The following is a 24,599-nucleotide window of genomic DNA, read 5'->3' on the forward strand; positions in this document are numbered from 1 at the left end:
GGCGTATTGGCGGGCGGCCCGAAAGAGGAACGACGCTGACCGAAGACGAGGGTATCGCGCGCAAGCAGGATCGATGCGCGGCGATCCTGCCCCGTTATTGATCGTCGATGCGGCCGTCGAGCACGCGTTCGAGCGTGTCGAGCGCCTGCGCCGTCGAATCCGGCGCGACGCAGTCGACGACGATCCGCTCCGGCATCGCGCGCAGCCACGTGATCTGCCGTTTGCACAGCTGGCGCGTCGCGAAGATGCCTTTGTCGCGCATGGTCCGGTAGTCGGTGTCGCCGTCGAGGAATTCCCATGCCTGCCGGTAGCCGACACAGCGCATCGACGGCAGGCCGAGATGCAGATCCTCGCGGCGGCGCAGCCGTTCGACTTCGTCGATGAAGCCCGCGTCGAGCATCGCGTCGAAGCGTTGCGCGATGCGCGCGTGCAGCACCGCGCGGTCCGACGGTTCGAGCGCGACCGGCACGAAGCGATAGGCCGCGGCCGCGTCGTCCGCGCGCCGCGGCGCGGCGAGCAGCGCCGACATCGGCTGCCCGCTCAGCAGGAACACTTCGAGCGCGCGCTGGATCCGCTGCGAATCGTTCGGTGCGAGCCGCGCGGCCGTCGCGGGGTCGACCTGCGCGAGCCGCGCGTGGAGTGCCGGCCAGCCGTCGCGCGCGGCCTCGGCGTCGAGCTCCGCGCGCACGGCCGGATCGGCGGTCGGCAGGTCGTTGAGGCCCTGCGTGAGCGCCTTGTAGTACAGCATCGTGCCGCCCGCGAGCAGCGGCGTGCGGCCGCGCGCGGCGATCTCGCCGATCAGGCGCAGCGCGTCCGCGCGGAATTCGGCCGCCGAATATGCATCGGCCGGGTCGATGATGTCGATCAGGTGATGCGGCACGCTCGCGCGCTCGTCGCGCGTCGGTTTCGCGGTGCCGATGTCCATGTCGCGGTAGACGAGCGCCGAATCGACGCTGACGATCTCGATCGGACGGCGCGCGGCGAGCGCCAGCGCGGCGGCCGTCTTGCCGGAGGCGGTGGGGCCGAGCAGGCAGGCGATCGTCGTCGGGGCGGACTGCGGTGAAGCGTTCATTGCCCGCGCATGAAGAGACGGTCGAGATCGTTCAGCGTGAGCTGATACCACGTCGGCCGGCCGTGATTGCACTGGTCCGCACGTTCGGTCGCTTCCATCTGGCGCAGCAGCGCGTTCATCTCGTCGAGCGTCAGGCGCCGGTTCGCGCGCACCGCGTGGTGACACGCAAGCGTGCCGAGCAACTCGTGCTGGCGTTCGGTGAGCACGCGCGAACCGCCGAACGCGTGCAGGTCGGCGAGCACCGCGCGCGCGAGCGACTGCAGGTCCGCGTCCTTCAGCAGCGCGGGCACCGCGCGGATCGCGAGCGACGTCGGCGACAGCACCGCGAGGTCGAAGCCGAGCGATTCGAGCGTGTCGCGTTCTTCCTCGACCGTGCCGATCTCGACCGGCGTCGCCGTCATCGAGATCGGCAGCAGCAGCGACTGCACGGCGACCGTGCGGTCGGCGAGCGCGTTCTTGAACTGTTCGTACAGGATCCGTTCGTGCGCCGCGTGCATGTCGACGATCACGAGGCCGTGCGCGTTCTGCGCGAGCACGTAGATCCCGTGGATCTGGCCGAGCGCGAAGCCGAGCGGCTGCTCGTCGTGCGCGGTGGCGGCGAGCGGCGACGCGACGAAGCCCGACAGCGGCGCGGCCGGCGCGGCCGGCGCAGCCGCTGCATCGGCCGCGTCGCGCGCGACGATCGTCGTGCCGTCCGGCGTGCCCGCGCCGGTGTCCTTGCGGCCGAACAGCGCGTCGTAGAGCGCGAGCGGCTGCGCGACCGGCAGCGTGCCCTGCGTCATGCGCGCCTGGCGCATCCACGTGTTGCCCGACGACGAGGAGGACGACGGCGACGAGAAGCCGCTGCCGCCCGTGCCGGCGGCCGCGCCCTGGCCGAGCGGCGTATTCAGGAACGACGCGGGGCCGCTCGGCGCCGGTGAGAGTTGTGCGGCATGGCCGCCCACGGTGGTTTCCGGCGACGCGCCTGCATGGCGCGCGAGCGCGCGCTGCACCGCGTGGAAGACGTACTGGTGGATCGAGCGCGAATCGCGGAACCGCACCTCGATCTTCGACGGGTGCACGTTCACGTCGACGGCTTCGGGCGGCAGATCGAGGAACAGCACGTACGACGGGTAACGGTCGCCGTGGAGGACATCCTCGTACGCCGCGCGCACCGCGTGCGTGAGCAGCTTGTCGCGCACGAAGCGGCCGTTGACGAAGAAGTATTGCTGGTCGGCGCGGCCGCGGCTCGCGGTCGGCAGGCCCGCGCAGCCGTAGACGGCGAGCGGCCCGGCCTGCTCGTCGAGCGGCAGGTGTGCGGTCGCGAAGCCGTCGCCAAGGATCTTCGCGACGCGCTGTGCGGGTTCGGTCGCGTTCCAGTGCTCGACGGCCTTGCCGTTGTGCAGCACCGAGATCGCGACGTCCGGCCGCGCGAGCGCCGCGCGGCGGATCATTTCGAGGCAGTGGCCGAACTCGGTCTGCTCGCTTTTCAGGAATTTGCGGCGCGCGGGCGTGTTGAAGTACAGCTCGCGCACCTCGATCGTCGTGCCGACCGCGCCGGCGGCCGGCGACAGCGCGCCCGTGGTCGCGTCGATCTTCGTCGCATGCGCGACCTCGGCCGTGCGGCTCGTGATCGACATCTCGGCGACCGACGCGATCGACGCGAGCGCTTCGCCGCGAAAACCCAGCGTCGCGACCGCCTCGAGCTCCTCGAGCGAGCGGATCTTGCTCGTCGCGTGGCGCATAAGCGCGAGTGGCAGTTCGTCGGGCGGAATCCCGCAGCCGTCGTCGGTGATCGAGATGCGCTTGACCCCGCCTTCCTCGAGCACGATGCGCAGCGTCGTCGCGCCGGCGTCCATCGCGTTCTCGAGCAACTCCTTGACGACCGACGCCGGGCGTTCGACCACCTCGCCGGCGGCGATCTGGCTGATCAGCTGGTCGGGCAGGGGCTGGATCGCGCGCAGCGGGCGCGCGGCGGGCGTGGGCACGGCGCCTGCGGCCGTTTCGGTGATTTCGGACATGGCCGAATTATAGCGAGGCGGCGGCGGATGCCGTGGCCGGGGCCGCTTACGTTTTTTTCACGGAGCCTTAAGGTAGTTTCGGTATGATGACTGCGTTCCGCGCACCGCCTTGTCCGGCGGGCACTTCCGCTTTTCGGCCACTCCGGCCCTTTCGCCTTCGAGGAATCGCATTTGGATACGCTGCTTCATTTCGTCAACCTGGTCCTGCATATCGACGCGTTCCTCGGCGACTTCATCCGGCAGTACGGTGCGTGGGTGTATCTGGTGCTGTTCCTGATCGTGTTCTGCGAGACGGGGCTCGTCGTGTTGCCGTTCCTGCCGGGCGATTCGCTGCTGTTCATCGGCGGCGCGTTCGCGGCGACGGGCGACATGAACGTCGGCGGGCTGATCGTGCTGCTGCTGGTCGCGGCGATTGCCGGCAATACCGTGAACTACCTGATCGGCCGCTGGGTCGGGCCCAAGGTGTTCAATACGCATATCCCGGTGCTCGAGCGCTTCCTCGATCGCGCTGCGCTGCAGAAGACCCACTCGTTCTACGACAAGCACGGCGGCAAGACGATCGTGCTCGCGCGCTTCATCCCGGTCGTGCGCACGTTCGCACCGTTCGTCGCCGGCGCGTCGTCGATGAGCGTCGCGCGCTTCCAGCTGTTCAACGTGATCGGCGCGTTGCTCTGGGTGCTGCTGCTGGTGCTGCTCGGCTACTTCTTCGGCAATATTCCGTTCATCCGCCAGTATCTGAACGTGATCGTGCTGGCGGGGATCGGCGCGGCGATCGTGCCGGTCGCGCTCGGCGCGCTGTGGAAGCTGGTGCGCGGGCGGCATTCGGGCGGTACGCAGAACACGCGCGGCCACTGAGCCTGCGCGTTTTCGCTTCGGCGCAGTAAAAAGCGTGGCAGTTGCCACGCTTTTTTTCGTCCGTGCGGTTCGTGCGGTCCGATCGATTGCCGATGTGCGGTATCGGCCGATCCGGCTGCTTGACGCCGGCTGCTTCAGTCAGAATCCTGCGAACCGCTTGGCGACACCGTTCCTCAGGTCGTGCGATGGAAGATCGGCGTTTCGGGCGTCGGGTATTGCGCGTCGCGGAACGTCTCGAGGATCACGCGGTTGGTGTCGCAGTACACCTGCCAGTAGTTCTCCGGCTGCGTCGACGGACGCACGAACAGCAGCGGGCCTTCCGGCGTGAACTGCAGCACGCCGACGTCCGGCGCAGGCACCTTCATCACGTTCGGGATCAACTGGATCTGCGTCTTCAGGCGGTTGATCGCATCGGCCGCGTCGACGCCGTTCGCGATCTTCGCGGTCAGGTCCACGCGGCGATGCGGCGTCGCGCTGTAGTTCGCGATGTTGTCCGAGAAGATCTTGTTGTTGCCGACGATCGTCACGACGTTGTCGGCGGTGATGATCGTCGTGCCGAACAGGCCGAGTTCCTTCACCGTGCCCGTGACGCCGCCCGCGCTGATCACGTCGCCGATCTTGAACGGACGCAGCACCTGCATGAACACGCCGGCGGCGAAGTGCGCGAGCAGGCCGCCCCACGCCGTGCCGATCGCGAGGCCGAGGCCGGCGAGCAGGGCGGCGAACGACGTGGTCTGAACACCGAAGATCTGCAGGATCGCAAGGATCAGCAGGATCGTCAGCAGCACGCTGACTACGGAGGTCAGGTAGTCGGTGAGCGTCGGGTCGACCTTGCCGCTGCGGCGTACCACCTTGCCCAGCAGGCGCGTGCCGAGGCGGATCGCCCAGCGGCCGATGAACCACAGGACGATCGCGGCGAGGAGGTTGAGGCCGAAGTCGAGGCCGCGGGTCATCAGGAATTGCTGAGTGGATTCCAGGTTCGGCATGGGGGCTCCATAAATGAAAAAGGGGCCGGCAGGCGGCTTTTCGACGGAAGGTTATAACCGAAGAGAAGTCGATCGAGGATGAAAGAGTGTTAAAACCCCGAGCGATGCAGCAGGGGAGATGTTTTCCCGACGCTTATGCCGAAGCGCGGAAATGCCCGAGTCGCCGGATTGCCGTGCGGACTGTTTGGGGAAAATATTCTATGAATGATGCGCGTTTTTTGTGGGGCATGTCGGATAATGCTGCCGAAAATATCACGATACAAATCCATATCTCTCGACCATGCCTACACGAAAAAACGGGGTTCCGCGTTGCGTGCTGATTACGGGTGCAACGGGCGGCATCGGTTCCGCGCTGGCGCAGGAATACGCGCGTGCCGGCTCGGCGGTACTCATTTTGCACGGCCGCAATACCGCGCTGCTGCAACAGGTGAGTGACGCCTGTACCTCGCTCGGTGCGCGTGTCATCACGGCGGCATTCGATGTTCGCGATCACGAGACGTTGCGGAATTGGGTCAGCGAAATGAGCGCGGCCGAAGCGCCAGATCTCGTGATCGCAAATGCCGGCGTCAATATCAATACCGGCCCCGGGCATCAAGGCGAAGACTGGGAGGACATGCACCGTCTGCTGGACGTGAACGTGAAGGCAAGCATCGCCACCGCGCATGCGGCGATGCCCGCGATGCGCGCGCGCCGCGCAGGGCAGATCGCACTGGTCAGCTCTCTTGCCGCATGGCGAGGATTGCCCGAGACGCCCAGCTACAGTGCGAGCAAGGCTGCGGTGAAGGCCTACGGGGAAGCGATGCGCGACGGGCTGGCTGCGGAGGGTGTCAAGGTCAACGTGATCATGCCTGGCTACGTCGAGTCGCAGATGTGCTTCGATATGCCCGGTCCGAAGCCATTCCTCTGGAAAGCGCCGAAGGCGGCGCGCGTGATACGCGTGGGCCTGAGCACCAACCGTGCGCGAATCAGCTTTCCATTCCCACTGAACCTCGGATGTTTCCTGCTGGCCGGATTACATCCGGCCGTATCCGGCTGGTTCCTGAGTCGGCTGGGTTACGAGTAAGCGCGACTTGCTCGGGCGCGGTGCGAATCATCCCGATCGGGGCTGGCTGTTCGGCAGGGGGAAGTTGAAGGAGCTTCTGTGCGGCCACGCGCAGTGCGTGTAGGCGGGCCGGATCGCCGGCCAGCGCGCATAGTGCATCCACCCAGATCTGCGGATCATTGGCGAGCAAGAGGCCGTTCTCGGCGTGCCGGATGACCTCTTGATACGGGCCCGCGGCGGCATACAGCCCCACCGCGCGGCAGCGGGCGATATCGTAGGCCTTCACGTGCGCGCGCGTAGTGTTGAACGCGGAGGGTAGCAGCGGGGCGAGGCCGATATGGCCGTCGAGAAGGCGGCAGTGGCCGCGATAGTTGGCCCAGTCCATCGGATGTACGACCCGTGTGCGTGGCAGGCTGCGAAAGAGCACATTCACCGCATGCGCGCCAATCAGCTCGAAATGGACGTTCGGACAGCGTGCGAGCACTTGCGCGATGATCGGTTGCAGCCATGTGATCTCGGCTTCATGAGCGGCGCTGCCGTGATAGAACACGAGGATCGGCGATTCCGGTGCGTCGACTACAGCGTTGCGTACCTGCAGCGGGCGGGCATCCTCCGGCAATGCACGCGGCGTCACGAGTTTAGCCGCCCGCTCCGGATAGCGATCGCGTAGTGCCTGCGTCGAAAACCAGTATTCCGTGGCAAGGTCGCGGATGTCCGCGGTATGCGCATGGCAGTATTTGCGGAGTTTTTTCACATACGGGCGAGGCAGCCCGTTCCATGACCGTGGCTGCAGCAGGTCATCGTCCATGAAATACACGATTCGCGCCAATTGCGCGCGATGAATGTGCAATGCGCGCGCCCATCGCGTGTTCAGGTAGCGGATGATCACGACGGCCGTCCCCGTCGCCAGGTCACCGGATTCCGGCAATGCACTGTCCAGGTTTTTATAGACGACAGGCAGCCCCGACTCCCGCAGGCGCGGCAGCACGTAATAATCCGTGGACGGATTTTCACCTTGATGAAGAACGAGCCAACGTAGCACCGCCGTGTTGCCACGGAGGTGAGACGGGCCGTGTGCCGATTTTCGGTATAGGAGCCTGCGCAACATCAGAACATCAAATGCGTGTGGTTGGTCGGCGCGCGTATGCGCGACTCGTGCAAAATCATCCCGGCATGAGCGGGCGTTCTGGACTTTTTGTTGATTGGGTGATTCTAAAGATGTTTGATCGTGTGTGCGCAACTGGCAATGACAAATTTATATGGCTCCACCCTCGTAATAATTTTTAATATTGTAAATTATTTACATTTGTGATGTCGGTACGGGTTGATGTTGCATCCGCAACCGATGGCAGGCCATGGGGCGGAGCGGCCGCTCCAGTGTGCATTAATCGGCTTGCCGGTCTCTTTGAAGGGGATTGCCCGTTAAAATGTCGACATCCACCGGATACGGCAGTGGTGGTGGGTCGAGAAGTACAATGCGATTGCTCCCGCGCGAGGATGAGGGCAGGTGGTGAGCGCATGAATTGCATCATGCGCGCAGCATTTCTGCCGTTGTCGTCCGGTTGCGCGGATCGATATCCGAAGGTCCGCTCGACATGACCGTCCCGGTGGGCGCATCGATATTCCATTACTCCGGCTTCGCAGGATATACCTCCGCTTTCGGCAATTACCGGATCGCGTGAGCGCGTGTGGCCGCATTTGTCGAGGCTCAAGTTTTTGACTGATTTTTCTGTTGGCCGGGGCGAAGTCGCCGGGCAGCCGCTTCGCAAAGCGTCGATAGGTTCGCTGCCGCGCGCCTATACGATGGCGCCGGGCGTGAACCGCATCCCGACACTCGCCGCGTTGCTGGATGATTTTCAACTGCACTACCGGCCGGTGGGCCAGCCGGTCGCGGGTGCGGGTGTCCTTGCATGGGGGCGCCGTCCGAGCGCAATGGCCGCCGAGCGCTACGCGAAGAAACATGGCCTCGCGGTCTATCACATCGAAGACGGCTTCGTGCGTTCAGTCGGACTCGGCAAGGACGACCCTCCGCTTTCGGTCATTTTCGACGATGTCGGGCTTTATCTCGACGGCAGCCAGCCATCGAGGCTGGAATCCCTGATTGCGCAGCCGCTGCGCGACGACCAGATCACGCGGGCTCGCGCACTGGCTGCGGCATGGCGGGACGGCCGCGTGTCCAAATACAACCACAGCCGCGACCTGGACAGGGCATTGCCCGATGGATGCATATTGGTCGTGGACCAGACGCGTGGCGATGCCTCGATTTCCTGCGGTCTTGCCGACGCGTCCAGCTTCCACCGCATGCTGGAAGCCGCGCTGCGCGATCATCCCGATCGCACGATTCTGCTCAAGGTTCATCCCGACGTCGTGTCCGGCCGCAAGCAAGGCCATTTCGATCTCGACGCGGTGCGCGCGATGCCGCGCGTGCGCGTGCTGGCCGACAGCGCGCATCCGGCCAGTGTGCTGCCGCTGGTTCACGAGGTTTATACGGTGACTTCGCAACTCGGTTTCGAGGCATTGATATGGGGGCTGCCGGTGCGTGTATTCGGCATGCCGTTCTACGCGGGGTGGGGGCTGACTCGGGACGAGTTGCCGGCACCCGGGCGACGCGGTATGGCCACGTTGGAGCAACTCGTTCATGCTGCGCTGATCGATTATTGCCGCTATGTCGATCCGGAAACCGGCAAGCGCTGCGAGGTTGAAGCCGTGATCGCGTGGCTGGCATTGCAGCGCCGGATGCGGCAACGATTTCCCGTCGAGATCGATGCGCTCGGGTTTTCAGGCTGGAAGAAGGACTATGTGCGTCAGTTTTTCGGCGGCAGCGCCGTTCGATTTCGCTGGCGGGTGCCGCGGGCGAGCGATGCCGCCGTGGCCACGTGGGGACGCAAGCTTGACGACCGGCTTGCCCCCGCATTGTCCGCGATGCACCCGGTCATCCGCGTCGAGGACGGCTTCGTGCGCTCCGTCGGCCTCGGCGCCGACCTGACTCGCCCGTTGTCGTGGGTGCAGGACGACATCGGCATCTATTACGATGCCACCCGGCCTTCCAGACTGGAAATGCTGCTTGCACACGCGACGTTTTCCCCCGAACTGGTTGAACGTGCAGCCAGCCTGCGCCGGGCCATCTGCGATGCGGGCATTACCAAGTACAACCTCGCCGGCCGCGCGAACTGGAGCCGTCCGCAGGGGCGGCGCGTGATTCTGGTGCCCGGACAGGTCGAGACGGATGCGTCGATCCGCTTCGGTGCGTCGGATATTCGCAGCAATATGGATCTGTTGCGTGCGGTTCGGGTCGCCAATCCCGATGCGTACCTGCTGTACAAGCCGCACCCGGACGTCGTGGCCGGCCTGCGCAATGTGGGGCGCGGCGAGGGCGACGCGGCGCAGTGGTGCGACGAGACGCTTGGCTCAGTTTCGTTTCACGAACTGCTCGGCAGCGTGGACGAAGTGCATGTGCTGACGTCGCTGGCCGGGTTTGAGGCGCTGATGCGTGGCGTGAAGGTCGTGACTTACGGGCAGCCTTTCTACGCGGGCTGGGGCATGACACGCGATGCCGGCTTGACGGAAGCGGTGCGTCAGCGGCGCGCTCGTGTGCTGAAGCTCGACGAGCTCGTGGCGGCGGCGCTGATTCTGTATCCCACCTATGTGAGCCGAGCGACGAAGCGCTTCACCACGCCGGAGCGGGCACTGCAGGAACTCGTCGAATGGCGTGCTACGCCGCAGGTGCCACGTTGGCGCCACTGGGTTGCACGTCTGTTTCGGGAGGCTTAGCCACGGGGCGCGTACCTGCCGGCTCGATGCCGCTGCCTTTCAACGAACCGAAGATCGGAACGTTCGACCGCAGCGCGCGATCGAGCCGCGGGGGCGGATCGACGAAGGCGCCGTGGCCATTGACCTCGTCTTTCATCACGCGGCGTACGATTTCGACGCACGCTGCGTCGCGGCCCGCACGGTTGTAGAACGAGCCATGTATCTGGACGGTGGCGGCAATTGCGGCCACGAAGTCGTTGAGCAACGGCTTATTGACGCGCTCGGGCTTGGTCCAAAACGTTTCCAGCGAACCCTGGTGCGTGAGTCCTGCGATGTCGTACATCGCCATGCCGAGCACTTTCACCGGGCAATTGGCACGCAACGCGTGCAGGCCCACGGTCGAATTCACCGTAATGACCCCCTTGCTGTGCTTGATCGTGCGCTTGAGGTCGCAGTCCGTCACGGCAATGACGCGCGATTCCACGTCATAGCGTTTTGCCGTGCGCGCGACGAATTTCTCCCAGCGCTCCATGCCATTGTCGAGCGGATGCAGCTTGATGATCAGTGAGCCGTCCTGCGGAGCATGCTGGGCGAACGACGAAATGACTTCCTCGATCACTTGCCGTTGATCGTTGTATGCCGAATTGGCTCGCAGCTGGTAATCGGCCTGCATTTGCAGCGCGAGCATCCAGTAAAGATCGTCCGAATGTCGCAATACGTCCGCGGCGGCAACCCGCGCGGGCTCATGCAGGCGCTGGCTGACCATCCGCGGCAGCCAGCGCAGATAGTCCAGTAATGGCAGGTAATATTTGTCGGTGCGATAGAGCGGGAAAAAATATGGTACTAGCGAGGTCAGGAGGTTATAAAGCACCTCGTTGAACGCTTCTTGCCCGAAGCTGTGTGAATAATGCTTGGTGTCCGGCTTGAATGGTCCGACACGGCGGGCAATTGCGCGGATCGCCTTTGGGTCCGTGGGGAAGTGTGACAGCGTGCCCATGCCGCCGCGCTCGAGGGTGAGCCAGTCGGGGCGCAGGTAACCGAATTCGATTGAGTACGTGCGAATACCGAGTGATTCGGCGACTTCGCGCGCGACCGCATGATAGGGCAGGCGGTCGGCAAAGTAGATGATGTCGGTGATCTCGTGGCGCACCAGATAATCGCGCAGAAAGCCGGCCCAGCGGCTAAAGCGGCCGCGGTAGTTGACCGCGCCCGGTTTGCGCCAGTAGGCCCAATCTCCCAGAGACAGATTGATTCGATGCGTGCGCACGAGTGCGGCATCGAAGTGGTCGCTCAACTGACGCCAGAAAAGCGAGGGCGGCCCCTGGAGAAATAGGATTGATCGGTGCATGACGGATACTTTTAGGTTTTTCTAGTCTTCCTCAGGCCGTGAATTATAATCGCGGATCCCAAGTTGCGTCATAGTCAAGACAGGTAGTGAAGAAGTGGCGGCTGATATCAATTGTGAGAGGAATAGCCGCACGTCCATGGTGTGGCTGATAGAAGGGCTGGCGGTAGGCAATGGCGAGGCATGCGTTGCGACCGCAGTGCTGACGCTGGATGGCGGCCGGACACAATATTTAAAAGTTTTAATAAGCAGCAAGGGACGCGTACAGGAGCTGGTCAAGACTGACGCGGCTGTGCGGGCTGTCCATTTGGTCGTGGACGGCGACGAAAAGCCTGTTCGTGCGGAATTCCTTCATTGTCGCCGCCAGAGTTTCGCAGTGTATCGTTTGCGGCAACTCTGGAGAGTGGCTTGCACGTTGTACAAGCAGCCTTTGCATCGATGTACCCGAGCTGGACTCACGCTGGCTACGCTTTTTTCCGATATTGATTACGCGTACGACGTGGCTTGCCGTTTTCGGGCAAATGTGTTCCGTGGTGGCTACTCAGGGTGGTATCAGGAGTTCTATGCTATTAGTCCGGCGGACCGCGCGTTGATGGTCCGTCGTGCCGAAAATTGGCATTTCTCACCAAGATTTAACATTTTTTTGTCGATAAACCGGCAAACTACCCGGGCTAATATCGATGCGACGCGAGCCAGTCTGGCGGCGCAAACCTATCAGCGATTCGACGTCGAGTTGCTGGAAGGCGATCCCGCGGCAGATTGGTCACGTTTGATTTCGACGCCGCTCGAGCAGAATGCATGGTGCCTCGTTATCAGGGCGGGAGTCACGCTATCTGAGCAGGCGTTGTTCTGTCTCGCGGATGCCGTAGTCAAAGTCCCGGACGCCGCGGTCGTCTATGCGGATCACGACATTCAGCGCGCCGACCGCGAATTGCACGATCCTGTTTTCAAGCCGGATTGGTCACCCGAACTGCTGCGCTCCACCAATTACATTGGAGAGGCGTTCGTCTGGAACAGCCGGTATGCGCACCGTTTGCCCGAATTCGGAGCGGAAGTGAATGGGGCGAATGTCATGCATGCGTTTCTGTTACGTTTGAGCGAACTGGGCTCCCCGATGGTGCATGTGCCTGCGCCACTCTGGCATCTGATGTCCCGCGAGGAGCCGATTGACGGCGCGGAGACCGCTCGCGCGGTGGCCGCGCATTTGAACCGTGTCGGGATATCGGCAAAGGTTGATGCTACGGGGCCGGGCAGATGCCGGGTACGTTACGCGGTAGCGGAGCCGGCTCCTTTGGTCAGTATCGTCATTCCGACGCGCGATCAGTTGGGGCACCTGCGTCGTTGCATCGCCAGTGTGCTGGAAAAGACGCGTTACGGACCGTACGAGATTCTCGTCGTGGACAACCAGAGCATCGAACGCGAAACACTGGACTACCTGCGGAACTTGCAGCAGGTGGCCAATGTTCGGGTGTTGCCGTTCGATGAGCCATTCAATTACTCGCGTATCAACAATGTGGCGATCGCCAAGGCGAAGGGCGAGTTGGTGTGTTTGCTCAACAACGATACCGAGGTGATCTCGCCGGACTGGTTGGGGGAAATGGTGGGGGTGTTGTCGAGCACAGCTGTCGGTGCGGTGGGTGCGAAACTGCTTTACGAGGACGACACCGTACAACACGCCGGCGACACGGTGGGTTCGGGCGGGTGCGCCAATCATTTGCACTCGGGCATTGGTGCGGATGAGCCGGGCTACGCAGGTAGGGCTTTGGTTACGCAGGATCTATCGGCCGTGACCGCAGCGTGCTTGCTTACCAGAAAGTCGCTGTATTTGGCGCTCGGAGGGTTGAACGAAAAGAATCTCAAAGTCGCCTTCAACGACGTGGATTACTGCTTGCGCGTCCGTGAGGAGGGCTTGCGTGTTGTATGGACGCCTCACGCGCTCTTGTATCACTTCGAGTCGCGTTCACGAGGTAAGGACGTTACCCGTGCACAGCAACGTCGCGCCAGAGCGGAAGTGAGATATATGAGCAAGCGCTGGGCGGATGTCATGCGCCACGATCCGTTTTACAACCCCAACCTCAATTATCTACAGGCTGATTTTGCCTTGAGCGCTACACCGAATGTTCCTCGACCGTGGGCCTTTCGAAGAAATCTGATCCAAAGGATCTGGAACTGCGTAGTTTCCCAGTAAATCGATTACGAAAAAATGACAATCAATAATATCAAAAAACATAAACTATTTATGGGCATAGTAGTTGTGCCTATGATACTCGCTCTCGCATATTACATCGTTCTTGCGCAAGATCGCTTTACGAGTACATCTGAAGTAGTGGTGAAAAAGGTAGGCTCGAACGAAGGCGGGAGTGGTGGCGGGGCGGCGGCCGCTCAGGCTTCGGGTTTGTCCGTGCTGCTGGGTGGTGGCGCTTCTAGTTCTCTTGAGGAAACGCTTTATGTTCGTGAATTCGTTCTCTCGCAAGACATGTTAAATGTTTTGCAGGAAAGGCTGCATTGGAGCGATCATTATGCCGGACGTCTGCGCGATCCATGGTATTACCTGTCGCCGAATGCATCAAAGGAAAAATTGCTTAAGTACTATCAGCGGATGGTGACGGCCAGCTTTGATGAGTCGACAGGTTTGCTGACTATTCGCGTGCAGGCTTTCGATAGAGAATTTGCGGAGAAGTCGCTTAAGACAATCATTGCTGAGAGCGACAATTTCGTCAATAGCGTTTCGCATCGCTTGGCGCTCGAGCAGGTCGAGTTTGCCGAGAGCGAAGTGGAACGCGCGCGCGATGTCTACGATCGTAAACGGGATACAGTGCTGGCATTTCAAGGCAATAACAATGTCCTGGACGCGCAGAGATCGGCTTTGGCTCGCAACGATGTGATTTCGCAGCTTCAGGCAGAGGAAATCAAGGCGGATACTGCACTTCGAGCAATGCGGGCTAGTCTGAGTGAAAATAGTCCACAAGTTCGACAGCAGCAAATTCGCGTTCAGGCCCTTCGCCAGCAAATTGCGGTTGAGCAAAATAAGTTGACGGCAAAAAGTTCCGACAACCAGATGAATGTGGTTGCGGCAAGATTCCGTAATCTTGAATTGGATGCTCGAATTGCCGAGGACATGTATAAGGCGTCGGCAATTGCCCTGAATGAGGCACACAATCAGGCCGCAAAGAAATTGCGCGCCCTTGTCGTGATTGTGAATCCTAATATGCCGGATGAATCACTTTTGCCGCGTCGTTTTTATAACCTGTTTACGATTCTGGTGATCTTGTTGCTAGTATATGGTGTCACGCGCTTTGTGATTGCGACGATCAAGGACCATCGAGATTAAGAATCGGATTTGCTACGGTATGTACAAAAAATATTCCCTTTTCGGCACCCGGCAGAACCTCGTGCGCTGCCTGCGGGCTACGGCGTTACTCTCCAGTGTGGCGTCCCTGAGCGCTTGCGGCATTTTGTCGGGAGCTGGCCCGTATATGACCAGCATTACATCGGCGTCGAACGCCGGCAACAGCGACTATCCGTACACGCTCATTGAACTTGCACCTGGCAATATCGCGCCGTACGTTCGTCCGCCTGAAAGTGCACCCCGAAAGCAGGTTGCTCCTCAAGAGGTGCCGGAGGTGCAGCTTGTGCCCGGGGATGTGATCAAGGTGTTGATCTCGGACGACAACATGGCCGGTACTACGGTATTCGCTCCGCTTGCACAAGGGGGTACCGTCTTCGACAAAGTGCGCGTGAATTCTGACGGGGGAATTTCTCTTCCCTATATGGGCACGAAGAAGGTCAGCGGAAAGAACCTTGATCAGGTCGAGGCCATTATCCGCAAGGGGGTGATGGGGCGTGCGAGCGAGCCGCAAGTGCATGTTGAACTCGTCAATGACCTGTCCAGCTCGGTTCTGGTCGCGGGAGCGGTGAAGAGTCCGGGGCGCTACTCGGCACTCCAAGGGCCCTTGACCATACTTGACGCCATCAATCAGGCCGGTGGCCCGGTGCTGGAACCATATTTGATCAACGTTGTGCTCCGTACAGGAAAAAAGGTATCTGCGTACAACTATCAGGATCTATTGTCGGGCGGAAATATTCCGGTTCCACCGAAATCCGAGATCATCTTGAATCGTGCGCGAGAGCGGTTCGTGGCGATGGGGGCAGTCGGTAAGCCGGGGTTGCACGATCTGCCGTCATCGAATCCTACGCTGCTGGAAGTTCTAGGTTCGGTTGGAGGATTGAGCGAACGCAGCGCAAACCCTCAGGGCGTATTTGTTTTTCGTCTAGCTGATACTGCGGAAAAAGGCAAGCCTGAAGCGGAGGTCTTTCATCTGGACATGCGCGAACCGGTATCCATGTTTCTTGCAAAGAAATTTCTGGTGCTACCCGAGGATACGGTTTATGTGACAAATGCGCCGACATATGAGATGCAGAAGATTATTGCTCCTATCGTCCAAGTGATGTTGTTGGGCAGGTATGCGACCGATTATTAAAATTGATGACCATGTCAGAAATTGATTCTGGTTTTAAGGCGAAGCGGACATCGCTGAGAATATTCCAGTCGGTGCTATTTGCGCTGTTTTTAAGAGAAATGCAGACGCGATTCGGGGCACGGAGAATGGGCGTTGTGTGGGTTGTCATGGAGCCGTTGAGTATTCTCGTGGTTATCCTGACCTTTTACGCCTTTTTTAAAGTAAGTCCAGTGCAGGGTCTTGATTTCATCATCTATATGGTTAGTGGAATCGTCCCATTCCACATGATGAGAAATATTTCGTGGAGAATGATCGATGCAATACAGGCTAACCAAGGGTTATTTTCCTATCGACAGGTTTTGCCGTTCGATACTTTTATCGCTCGCATGGTTGTCGAGATCTGCGTTTACTCATGTGCCTACGTAATCATTTGCTTTTTTCTTGGGTTTTGGTTCGATCACGATGTTTTGATCAGTGATCCGCTGGCATGGTGTTTGTCGATCGCAATGGGGATCGTGGTCGCATTTTCGATCGGTGTGTTGTTCGCTATTATTGGGCACGCATTTCCGCGATTGAAGCTAGCCCTCCGGTTGTCGTATCTTCCCATATACCTGACATCGGGGGTATTTTATCCAGTATGGCGGATATCCGATGAAAAATTGTCGTGGTTGGCATGGAATCCTTATCTTGAGGTAATCGATAATGTCAGATCTTCCATGTTTGCGAGTTATCCGAAGGTAGAGCAACTGGACGTCTTTTATCCGATATACTTTTCCTGTTTTGCATTGTTTTTGTCCATGCTTCTGTATCGCTGGCGTAGAGAAGATCTTCGGAAATTCACACAGACATGATCGAACTACAAAACCTGACGAAATCCTATGTGACCACACGTGGGAGAAAGTATATCTTTCGAAATTTATCGTTCAGCGTCCCTCCCGACAAGAACATCGCATTGATTGGGCGAAACGGAGCGGGCAAGAGCACCTTGATGAGGTTGCTATGCGGAACAGATATACCTGACAGTGGAAAGATCGTTACCGACAAGCGGATTTCATGGCCAGTCGGTCTTGGTGGAGGATACCAAGGATCGTTGACTGGCCGTCAAAATGCAAAATTCGTATGTCGGACACTGGGAGCAGAAGGAGCGGCGCTCGATAAGGTGCTGGCCTATGTCGAGAATTTTGCAGAATTGGGCGAATACTTCGAGCAGCCAGTCAATACTTACTCGTCAGGCATGCGGGCAAGACTGGCTTTCGGAATGAGCTTGGCATTTGACTTCGACTACTACATGGTTGACGAGGCAATGTCGGTAGGGGATGCACACTTTCGTGAGAAGGCGGAAGCTGAGTTCAAGCGACGCGTGGGAAAAGCAAACCTGATCCTCGTGACACATGGGATGGCCCAGGTTCGAAAAATGTGCGATATTGTTCTGCTGCTCAACAATGGAGAGGTCACGGTGTTTGACGACGTTGAGCAAGGGATAGCGGTATATATGAAACTGTGAGATTCGAGACCGTCATTTTGTTTGGATGGTTCAAAATGACGGAAAACTCAATGCCTCGTGATGACTGATAAGATTGGAATTGCTTCTATTTTTAGAAATGAGTATCCATTCATAGTTGAATGGCTCGCCTATCACCGTTCGCTCGGTGTTAGGCGATTTTTTATTGCGGATAATGAAAGCGATGATGGTACTCGTGAATTGTTGCAGATCCTACATGATCTGGGTTACATAAATCTCGTGCTTCAGCCGGTCATCGATGGTGAGAATTCGCAACTCGCGGCATATCAAAGGATTCTGGAGTTATATGGTGCCGAAACAGAGTGGCTGGCATTTATCGATGCCGATGAGTTTGTCAATATTGAAAGAAATGATCTATCGTTAGTTGAATATTTGCGGCGAATTTCCAAAATAAAAAATGTTGGCGCCATAGCTATAAATTGGGCGGTCTATGGATCCTCGCGTTGGATGACGGCTAGTCGTGAATTCGTTACCGATAGATTTACGATGCGGGCTGAGCAAAATAGACCTATTAATCGACATTATAAAACATTCATCAGGACGTCTGCGTGTAGAGGTGTTGGAACCAATCCACATTCGTTCAAACTTAAAAGAGACTGGGTCTATGTCGATTCCTCGGGGCGAAAACTCGGAGATGGTGAATGGGGCGGCCTGACGAAAGATGTTGCCTGGAGCGGAATACGAATAAATCACTATGTGGTCAAGTCGCGTAGTGAATTTTTCACCAAGAAGAGACCGCGCGGGCGGCCCGGCGGAAAAACCAGGGCCGCTGAATTTTTTGCACAGCACGATATCAATGATGTCGAGGACGGGCTGGGCAAACTCAGAGCAAGAGCATTGTTGCGGGAATATGATGAAATTGTTGCGGCTTTGAAGATCGCCGGCCTCGAGTATGGTGTGGAAGATGGAGAGAATGATCCTTTGCACTTCACCGGTGGCGGCGGGATGAAATTCAGAGTCGATAGTGTTTTTTGTGAAGGTGGTCGAATCGAATGCAAGGGATGGGTCGACGGACCGAAAAATGATTGCATTGATTTCAAGATACTTGTTAACTATGCTTGTGTGGTGAAGGCAATCAGTATCGAAAGAATGGTCCGTGCGGACGTTGCGAGGCACTTGAAGGGAAATCCCGACGTGCGTTACGGATTCAAGTGTGTCTTCGATGCGAAAAAGCTAGTCGAAAAGCGTGAGGCTATCGAACAGCTTGAACTTTGCATAGGAGGAGGTAAAAGCAGTGTTGATGTTCTTGCCAGGCTGAAAATCTGAATGGGGAAAGTGTGCGGAGGTATATTTTGACGATGGCTAGATATTTAATGCGAATAAATCGCAATTTCCTGTCGACATGCCTCATTTTTTTAATCTTCGTCTCGGGTGTATTTGGCTTTATAGGAAACTTAGAGGCGCGAGAGGTCGGCATCGCTTACACGACATTCCATAACTGGAAAAAAGCTTGGGGCACTCCGCTTCTCGGGCATTATTCGGCGGACGATCCACATGTCATTCAGGAGCATGCAAAGTGGTTGAGTGGCGCTGGAGTTGATTTTATTTTTATTGATTGGTCGAACGATATTGATTATGTGCCTGACTGTGGTTGCCGGAAGGATATTGAAGCTCTGGAAACGGCGACCTACACGCTGGCGGATGAATATAAAAAGCTCGAAGATCATCCCAAGATAGCCATCATGCTTGGTATTCCCGGGACTCCAGAGGCAATTGAGGATGGAAGGCTTCAGAAAAAGGCTGATCAAGTATACAGGGATTTTGTAAGAAATCCAAATCGAGCGGCATTGTACCAAAAATATGAAGGAAAGCCGCTTTTGATTGTTTACGTAGGAACGCCCTCACCATTCAAGAGGTCGCTGCCAAACTGGAATGACCCACGGTTTACTGTGAGATGGCTAACGGGTTTTGTTTCTCAGCAGCCAAATTTACTCCTGGATAATCAAGTGAGCAAATATGGCTATCTGTCATGGGAGGATCGCGGTCCTCAAACTTATACCATGCTGGGAGGCCATCCGGAGGCTATGACGATTACCGCGAGCTGGCGGCCGGATTCAAATGCGCGTATCGCCGGACGGACCCGCATGGGGGGCGATACATTTAGAGAGGAGTGGCAGCGCGCGATAGACAAGAAGGTCGACCTTGCGTTGGTTGTTTCATGGAATGAATGGGCACTGTCTGAACAGAAGAGTGCTGAGGGGAGCAAGGATATCGAGCCGTCTATCGAATTCAAGGATTTTTATTTACGTCTGCTCGCTAAGGAAATTGCTAGATTCAAACGGGCGGATTGAAAGCCTGAATGGGCAAGGGGTGGTTGTTTGGGCTTGTTAGCGAACGACACAATTCGCAATTTGGAATATGTCGTTCGCTTTTGCCGAAATTTATGCCGTGGTCAGCATTCGCAGATTGTTCTTTTCAAAGAAATCGGCGAAATTTGACCTGTATTTGTTGTAGCCGTTGGTGAATTTCGAAATGTCGCTTGAGGAATAGAGGCTGGAAAAATCGATGTCGCTTCTAAGGTCAATCTCAGTCTCGTTGACAAAAGGAATATTCAGCGCCGTGGCCACTTCCGCTGTCCGGGAGTCATGTACGATCAGTGTGGCCGGCGTTCCCGCCAATAATGATGCGATCGCCCCATGCAGGCGCGTACCAACATACATGGCTTTGCTGTTCATGAATGCAAGCCATGACGTCAGATCAAAAAATACGTGAGTTTTCTCAGTGATGTAATTTGCTACGCGACTTTCGTTTTCGCCGTACAACGCCCCCAGAATATTTGTCGCCTTGGCGAGAATCTCCTGGTTGCTGAACCGTTTCAGGGCGAAATACATATCAGCTAGTTCAGATTGCAGCACTTGATGCAGGTTAAACTTCATGGCCTGTCGATACAGATGGATCTGAAAAAGATTTGCGCTTTGAAAGCCGTGACGAGTTCCGCCTACGACAATGCCATTGCTCATTTCGCTCGAGAAATTCTTAATGGCAGGCGCCTGCTTGCCCGCAAGTAGCAACGAAGGGCAGCCAGTTACGCTGACGTTCTTGATTCCGTACGCCTCAAGCACGGAGGCTGAAAAATCGCCTCTGGTGGAGATAGTGCTGGAGCGCTCGGCAATCAATCTAACCAAATTGAGCGTTCCTTCCTTGAGTTTCGGAATTTCAGATCGCAACGAGGATTGTGCGCCAAGGCCCACGATAACGATCGGTAGCTTGGTTCTTCTCAACCGCTCGTATAGAGATCCAAGATCAATGTCGGAATTCAGCCAGTTCGCCGCAGCAAGCACGATGCAATCTTTGTCTTCCAGATCGGCATCGGTGAATCCGAGATGTCCTTTGGTTGACCCTTGAATATTCTGATACAGACTTTCACTGAAAAGAAGATTTCCGGTGTTTTTTCCGCTGTTGGAAAATGCTTGATCGAGCGTTATTTTGCTGATGTTCTCTTGGGAAAAAATTCCAAGTACTGCCGGTGATTTAAACATAATAAATTTATCGAGTTTTGGCGATAGTTGTTGGCTATCGCCAATTTTATTAGGGTCAAATTTCTGTGCGGCTATCTTCCCAGCCTTGGGTTCGCCCTCTCACCAGAAGCTTGTTCGACTTTAGCCGTTGCTTGAGGTCGGAGTTCTTGATTCCATTTTTCATTGCAAAATGGTAATCCCTGGCATCCATATGCGCAATGGCTGCGTCTTCGTCACTGTGCAGTCTTACTCCGAACTGCTGTGCCCAAAACTTGCCTTCGGCCGTAGCGGTTTTGAATTGTGCCTGATCGGGAAGATTGTGAGAATGCAGGACAATTGCATCGTTTGCATATGCCTTTTGATAGCCCGCTTTAATTGCAAGCGATGCCCATACGTAGTCTTCTCCCCATTCGATTTCCGGATACGGGAGGCTCCTCCAAATTTTCCGGGACATCGCCGAGTTGTTGTCGGAGTAGAAATATGCGAGCATGCGCCAGTTAACTCCTCCTCGATAACAATAGCTGGGAAGTCCGACTTCGGAATCGATTACAGATGGTAGTAGCGCCAAATTATCAAAGTGTTCGTTGATATCCCTCTCGATAAACAACCCGTGCTCCGGATAAGCAGCGTGCCGGCCGGTAACGCCGGCGACGCGATCACCCATGCCGAAGCCGCTAATCAAGGATGACAGCCAGTGCTTGTTGGCGGGTGTGGCGTCCTGGGTAATGATTGCCACGTAGTCGCCTTCTGTCATCGAGATTCCAAGATTCCGAGTTCGTCCATGTTGGAATTCATTTTGTGGAATCTGAGCGAAGCGGACATTGCGATTTTTGAATCTATTGACAATTTCCGCTGTATTGTCTGTGGATGAGCTGTCAATTACTAATACGTCATAAGAGAAATCGCACTCTTGATTGGTGACGGCATCGAGAACCTTGTGGAACTCGCTTCCCGCGTTATATGTTGGAATGAAAACCGAAACGCGAGGTTTCTTTATAATAAGGGGTGAGCCGATCGACGATGCGATATTTTCAAATTTCGATTCCACGAGTTTTTCAATGACGGCACTTTCGATCTTTCTGGCGCTATTTTCCCAAGAGCTCGCGGCAATAAATTCGAGTCCGTTTTTGCGCTGAACTTCTCTCTTGCGAGGCGAGTTCAGCAAATCGTTGATCGTGTCGACGATGCCGTGAGGTGAGGGCGGTGCGAATGCGACCTCATCGTTATGAAAAATTGCCCGCGTGCTGGGCACGTCAAGCTCGACAACCGGAAGTCCGCAAGCCATCATTTCCAAGGGAATCAGGGAATAATTGGTGGCGGAGTAGACGAGGCCAATGTCCATTGACCTATAGAGTTCCGCGAGCCTTTCGTGGCTCAAAATGCCATGCTGTTCATACGGAAAATCGTAATTGACTTCAATGTTTTCCTCTCCAAACAAGTGGGCCTTGAACCGCCTGCCTGATCGATGGAGTTGCTCGAGTGCGGCGAACCCCAGCTCAACAGCTCGTCTTGGTGTATACGGGCGTGCATAGAAGGCGATTTGCACTTCGTGTTCGGGTGAGTAGGTGGCCGCGGCAGAGGTCGAGAGCGGGAAGTAAATATCGTGATCGGCAGCCAGGTCCCAACGACGCGACCATACGCCACGCTCCTTCATGATCTTGTCAAGCCAGGCACCCGCACACAAAGCAGAGAATCCAAAGTCATAGGTGCTCTCGGCCACAAGGCGATTGGCGCCTGCGGGATGGAAATCGGGTTCGAAATCCTGAACGAAATAGAATCGCTCCTTGAATTTCGTTGCTCGGCTAACGGGGAATGCGGTCCAGCAGTCCGTTGCAATAATGACATCCCCGGAAAGTTGGCGCAGATCTTCGGGCAAGAAGAGAACGGAAACGTTCTTTCCGATGGGCATATACCAATCAATGATGCGCTGCCGGGCAACTTCCTCGCTTGGCATGTTCGTGGCGTTCTGCAGCCAGATGGTCTGCTGGTGTCCGAATTGCTCGAGGAATCTGACCATCCGGAAAATGGTCGTATGCCCTCCCGCGCCCTTGCCAAAACTGGGCAGAACCCAATGGATGTCGAGTGCTTTCCCGTTGAATGCACGCGACAACGGCTTGAGTGGAAGAGGCGGGCGGGCCGCCGCTCGAGCGCTGTCGCGCGGCCACGCGTCGGTGATTTCCGAATTGGTCGCATCTCGTCCAGGAGCCGGCAGCGGCTCTCCAAGCAAGGCGCGCATAGGAGACGTATAGGAATGGACCGTGAATCCTCCTGCGCGGATGGTCATCGGCATGACTCGTTCTAGCGCGTGCGCCAACGTGTTGTCGACCTGGCCTTCCTCGGTTTCGAACAGATCCAGGTTATTGATCTTTTCAATCAACGGCAGCAGCGATCGGGTCCGGAACCAGCACATCGAGCCAGCGGCAAATTCGTTGGAGATGTATTCCTCGCTGATACCGAGAAAGCGCAGCAGATTCTTTACATTCTCCGTATTTGGATTGCTGACCGTGTATTTTTTGACTTCGTAGAAATTCTCTGGATACAGTGCACCGATTTTTTGATCGATAGTAAATTGATCAATGATTGCATTGACCAATTCCTTGCTACCCATGGTTTGATCAAAAATGTAATGGCGCCAGATATTTCCCCAGTTGATGTGCCTGCTTTGCTTCGTGTGGAGGTGGAGTACCAAGTCGTAGTCTTTCCACACGTGCACCGAGCCGACCAGGAACGGACCGATATCACGCCCCTGGTTTGGCACAAGGATGACGTCTTTCGTAAATTCAGGAAGATGCCTGTTCAGATAGTTGACGCAAAATATCCGATCTGCTTCGCTGCAAACGGTCAATGCGATATGCGTTCCGCTCGGAAAGTTCTGTAACCCCTTCGCGATTTCGCCGAGCAATTCGGGGTAGTAGCAATGAGCATGAACGCAGACACTCGTTTCCGGACTGAGTTTGAAGGTCGGATAGATTGTAGTAGTGCTGTTGGGTCGCGTTAGTACATTTTTCTGACGACCGTGCTTAATGTAATGGAGCAGCGGATTCTGGTCCGGATTATCTTTAAGATTGAATGTTTTATAGAAAAAGCTATCAAAATTCGGGTTTGGATTCCTGCTTTCCTTGAATCCGAAATTCATGTAGTGAAGGAATGGGGCAATTCCGGACGCTTTGACATCCGGATACATCGACAGATAGAAATTCTCGTCGAATTCAAGGCGACACAATTCTTCGGATGAGGCCGGTTTGGTGGCGAGATCCTTCCTTTTGCCTTGGCGTACATAGTGAATCAGAGGATTCTGCTTTGAGGCTCGGCCAAGGTGAGTGTTTCTGTAATAAATTCCATCGAATTCAGGGTTGGGATTTCGTCCTTCCTTGTAGCCATGATCCATGTAATGCGCGAATGGATCGATTCCGGATTCTTTGACATCCGGATAGTGGGACAAATAGAAGTCTGCGTCGAACTCGCGACGGTACAGTTCAGTGAGCGGATCTGAGGGGGGCGTGTCGGTCACCGCGCTGGCGATCTCCAGTCCTTGAATTTCCAGAGGTGAGGTCAACTGCGCCGTCTGAACATCTGCAATCAAGGCAGGCGAGAATAGCTGCGCAGCCTGTCGTGCATCGTGGATTGCTTTTCCATTCCAGTTGTATTCTCCATAAAGCATGATGCAGCATGCGGCTGGGTCAGATACGTCCGGATTAATGTGAGGATGTGCTGCTAGGAACGCATCGCGGTCAAATGAAGCGGACGGAATGCGTCCTTCTTTCCAACCATGCATGATGTAATGCAGGAGAGGGTTGATCCCTTTCAGTCTGACATCCTCATACGTCTTCAAATAAAAATTGGAGTCAAAGAAAAATGAGGGATTAATCTGCTTGCTTTTCCAGTTATTCAGGTAGTGATCGGCTGGATCTTGCTTGGCTGTCAGCTTGGCAGATTCTCGATAGATATCGCCGTCAAAGAATATCGAATTTTTGACTAGGTCGGATTTCCAGTTATTGGTCTTTTTTGAGAAAAACATATGTGCACGGCCCTTTATTTTGAACGGAATGGTTTGATGGTCAGATCAGATGTCCCGCTGGTCTGTATGGTAGCTGGAAATATCGATGGCT

Annotated in this window: 17 protein-coding genes; 10 read left to right on the forward strand and 7 right to left on the reverse strand. The window is 56.7% G+C overall.

The features are described 5' to 3' along the window. Positions 1-94: 94 nt before the first annotated feature. A complete protein-coding gene (miaA, locus tag DIE04_RS06000) occupies positions 95-1,072 on the reverse strand; it encodes a tRNA (adenosine(37)-N6)-dimethylallyltransferase MiaA (RefSeq protein WP_124487952.1) in 978 nt (325 codons plus the stop codon). Next, positions 1,069-3,072: a DNA mismatch repair endonuclease MutL gene (gene mutL, locus DIE04_RS06005; protein ID WP_124487951.1), complete on the reverse strand. Its 2,004-nt coding sequence runs from the start codon at positions 3,070-3,072 to the stop codon at positions 1,069-1,071. Before mutL ends, miaA begins: the two co-directional genes overlap by 4 nt. Before the next feature lie 171 nt (positions 3,073-3,243). On the opposite strand from mutL, the gene DIE04_RS06010 reads away from it, so the two are divergent. After that, positions 3,244-3,927 carry a DedA family protein gene (locus DIE04_RS06010; protein WP_124487950.1) on the forward strand — a complete coding sequence of 228 codons (684 nt, stop codon included), beginning with the start codon at positions 3,244-3,246 and terminating at the stop codon, positions 3,925-3,927. Between the two features lie 173 nt (positions 3,928-4,100). Here DIE04_RS06010 and DIE04_RS06015 read toward each other — a convergent pair whose 3' ends face one another. Further along, positions 4,101-4,913, reverse strand: a complete 813-nt coding sequence (locus DIE04_RS06015) for a mechanosensitive ion channel family protein (RefSeq protein ID WP_124487949.1) — start codon at positions 4,911-4,913, stop codon at positions 4,101-4,103. A 280-nt stretch (positions 4,914-5,193) separates the two neighbouring features. On the opposite strand from DIE04_RS06015, the gene DIE04_RS06020 reads away from it, so the two are divergent. Continuing rightward, positions 5,194-5,976, forward strand: a complete 783-nt coding sequence (locus DIE04_RS06020; RefSeq protein ID WP_124487948.1) for an SDR family oxidoreductase — start codon at positions 5,194-5,196, stop codon at positions 5,974-5,976. Here the strand turns inward: DIE04_RS06020 and DIE04_RS06025 are convergent. Next, complete coding sequence (locus DIE04_RS06025) at positions 5,879-6,943, reverse strand: hypothetical protein (protein ID WP_260426186.1); 1,065 nt, start codon at positions 6,941-6,943, stop codon at positions 5,879-5,881. The two genes, DIE04_RS06020 and DIE04_RS06025, sit on opposite strands and share 98 nt — an antisense overlap. Before the next feature lie 728 nt (positions 6,944-7,671). Here DIE04_RS06025 and DIE04_RS06030 point away from each other — a divergent pair. Then, entirely contained in the window at positions 7,672-9,726 is a 2,055-nt protein-coding gene (locus tag DIE04_RS06030) for a capsular polysaccharide biosynthesis protein (RefSeq protein WP_124487946.1), read from the forward strand. Here DIE04_RS06030 and DIE04_RS06035 read toward each other — a convergent pair. After that, positions 9,668-10,999, reverse strand: a complete 1,332-nt coding sequence (locus tag DIE04_RS06035) for a capsule biosynthesis protein (RefSeq protein WP_260426187.1) — start codon at positions 10,997-10,999, stop codon at positions 9,668-9,670. The genes DIE04_RS06030 and DIE04_RS06035 overlap by 59 nt on opposite strands. A 190-nt stretch (positions 11,000-11,189) precedes the next feature. Between DIE04_RS06035 and DIE04_RS06040 the strand changes: the two genes are divergently transcribed. From DIE04_RS06040 to DIE04_RS06070, 7 genes are read left to right on the forward strand one after another with little or no spacing between them, the layout of a single operon-like run. Further along, positions 11,190-13,238: a glycosyltransferase family 2 protein gene (locus DIE04_RS06040; RefSeq protein ID WP_260426188.1), complete on the forward strand. Its 2,049-nt coding sequence runs from the start codon at positions 11,190-11,192 to the stop codon at positions 13,236-13,238. Positions 13,239-13,253: 15 nt separating this feature from the next. Beyond that, positions 13,254-14,381: an ABC transporter permease gene (locus DIE04_RS06045; protein WP_124572914.1), complete on the forward strand. Its 1,128-nt coding sequence runs from the start codon at positions 13,254-13,256 to the stop codon at positions 14,379-14,381. Between the two features lie 19 nt (positions 14,382-14,400). Continuing rightward, positions 14,401-15,531 (forward strand): polysaccharide biosynthesis/export family protein, encoded by a 1,131-nt coding sequence (locus DIE04_RS06050; protein ID WP_124572916.1) that lies wholly within the window; start codon positions 14,401-14,403, stop codon positions 15,529-15,531. A 5-nt stretch (positions 15,532-15,536) separates the two neighbouring features. Beyond that, complete coding sequence (locus DIE04_RS06055) at positions 15,537-16,361, forward strand: ABC transporter permease (protein WP_260426189.1); 825 nt, start codon at positions 15,537-15,539, stop codon at positions 16,359-16,361. Further along, the gene (locus DIE04_RS06060) at positions 16,358-17,014 is read left to right on the forward strand and encodes an ABC transporter ATP-binding protein (RefSeq protein WP_124572918.1); all 657 of its coding nucleotides are present in this window, start codon (positions 16,358-16,360) and stop codon (positions 17,012-17,014) included. Before DIE04_RS06055 ends, DIE04_RS06060 begins: the two co-directional genes overlap by 4 nt. A 60-nt stretch (positions 17,015-17,074) precedes the next feature. Continuing rightward, the gene (locus DIE04_RS06065) at positions 17,075-18,298 is read left to right on the forward strand and encodes a glycosyltransferase family 2 protein (RefSeq protein ID WP_124572920.1); all 1,224 of its coding nucleotides are present in this window, start codon (positions 17,075-17,077) and stop codon (positions 18,296-18,298) included. Positions 18,299-18,330: 32 nt separating this feature from the next. Continuing rightward, entirely contained in the window at positions 18,331-19,323 is a 993-nt protein-coding gene (locus tag DIE04_RS06070) for a hypothetical protein (RefSeq protein ID WP_124572922.1), read from the forward strand. Between the two features lie 90 nt (positions 19,324-19,413). On the opposite strand, the gene DIE04_RS06075 is transcribed toward DIE04_RS06070, so the two are convergent. After that, positions 19,414-20,511, reverse strand: coding sequence for a polysaccharide pyruvyl transferase family protein (locus DIE04_RS06075; protein ID WP_124572924.1), 1,098 nt, complete (start codon positions 20,509-20,511; stop codon positions 19,414-19,416). Positions 20,512-20,566: 55 nt separating this feature from the next. Next, positions 20,567-24,508 (reverse strand): rhamnan synthesis F family protein, encoded by a 3,942-nt coding sequence (locus DIE04_RS06080; protein WP_124572926.1) that lies wholly within the window; start codon positions 24,506-24,508, stop codon positions 20,567-20,569. Between the last annotated feature and the right edge of the window lie 91 nt (positions 24,509-24,599).

This window comes from Burkholderia sp. Bp8994 (assembly GCF_003853805.1).
Taxonomy (GTDB): domain Bacteria; phylum Pseudomonadota; class Gammaproteobacteria; order Burkholderiales; family Burkholderiaceae; genus Burkholderia.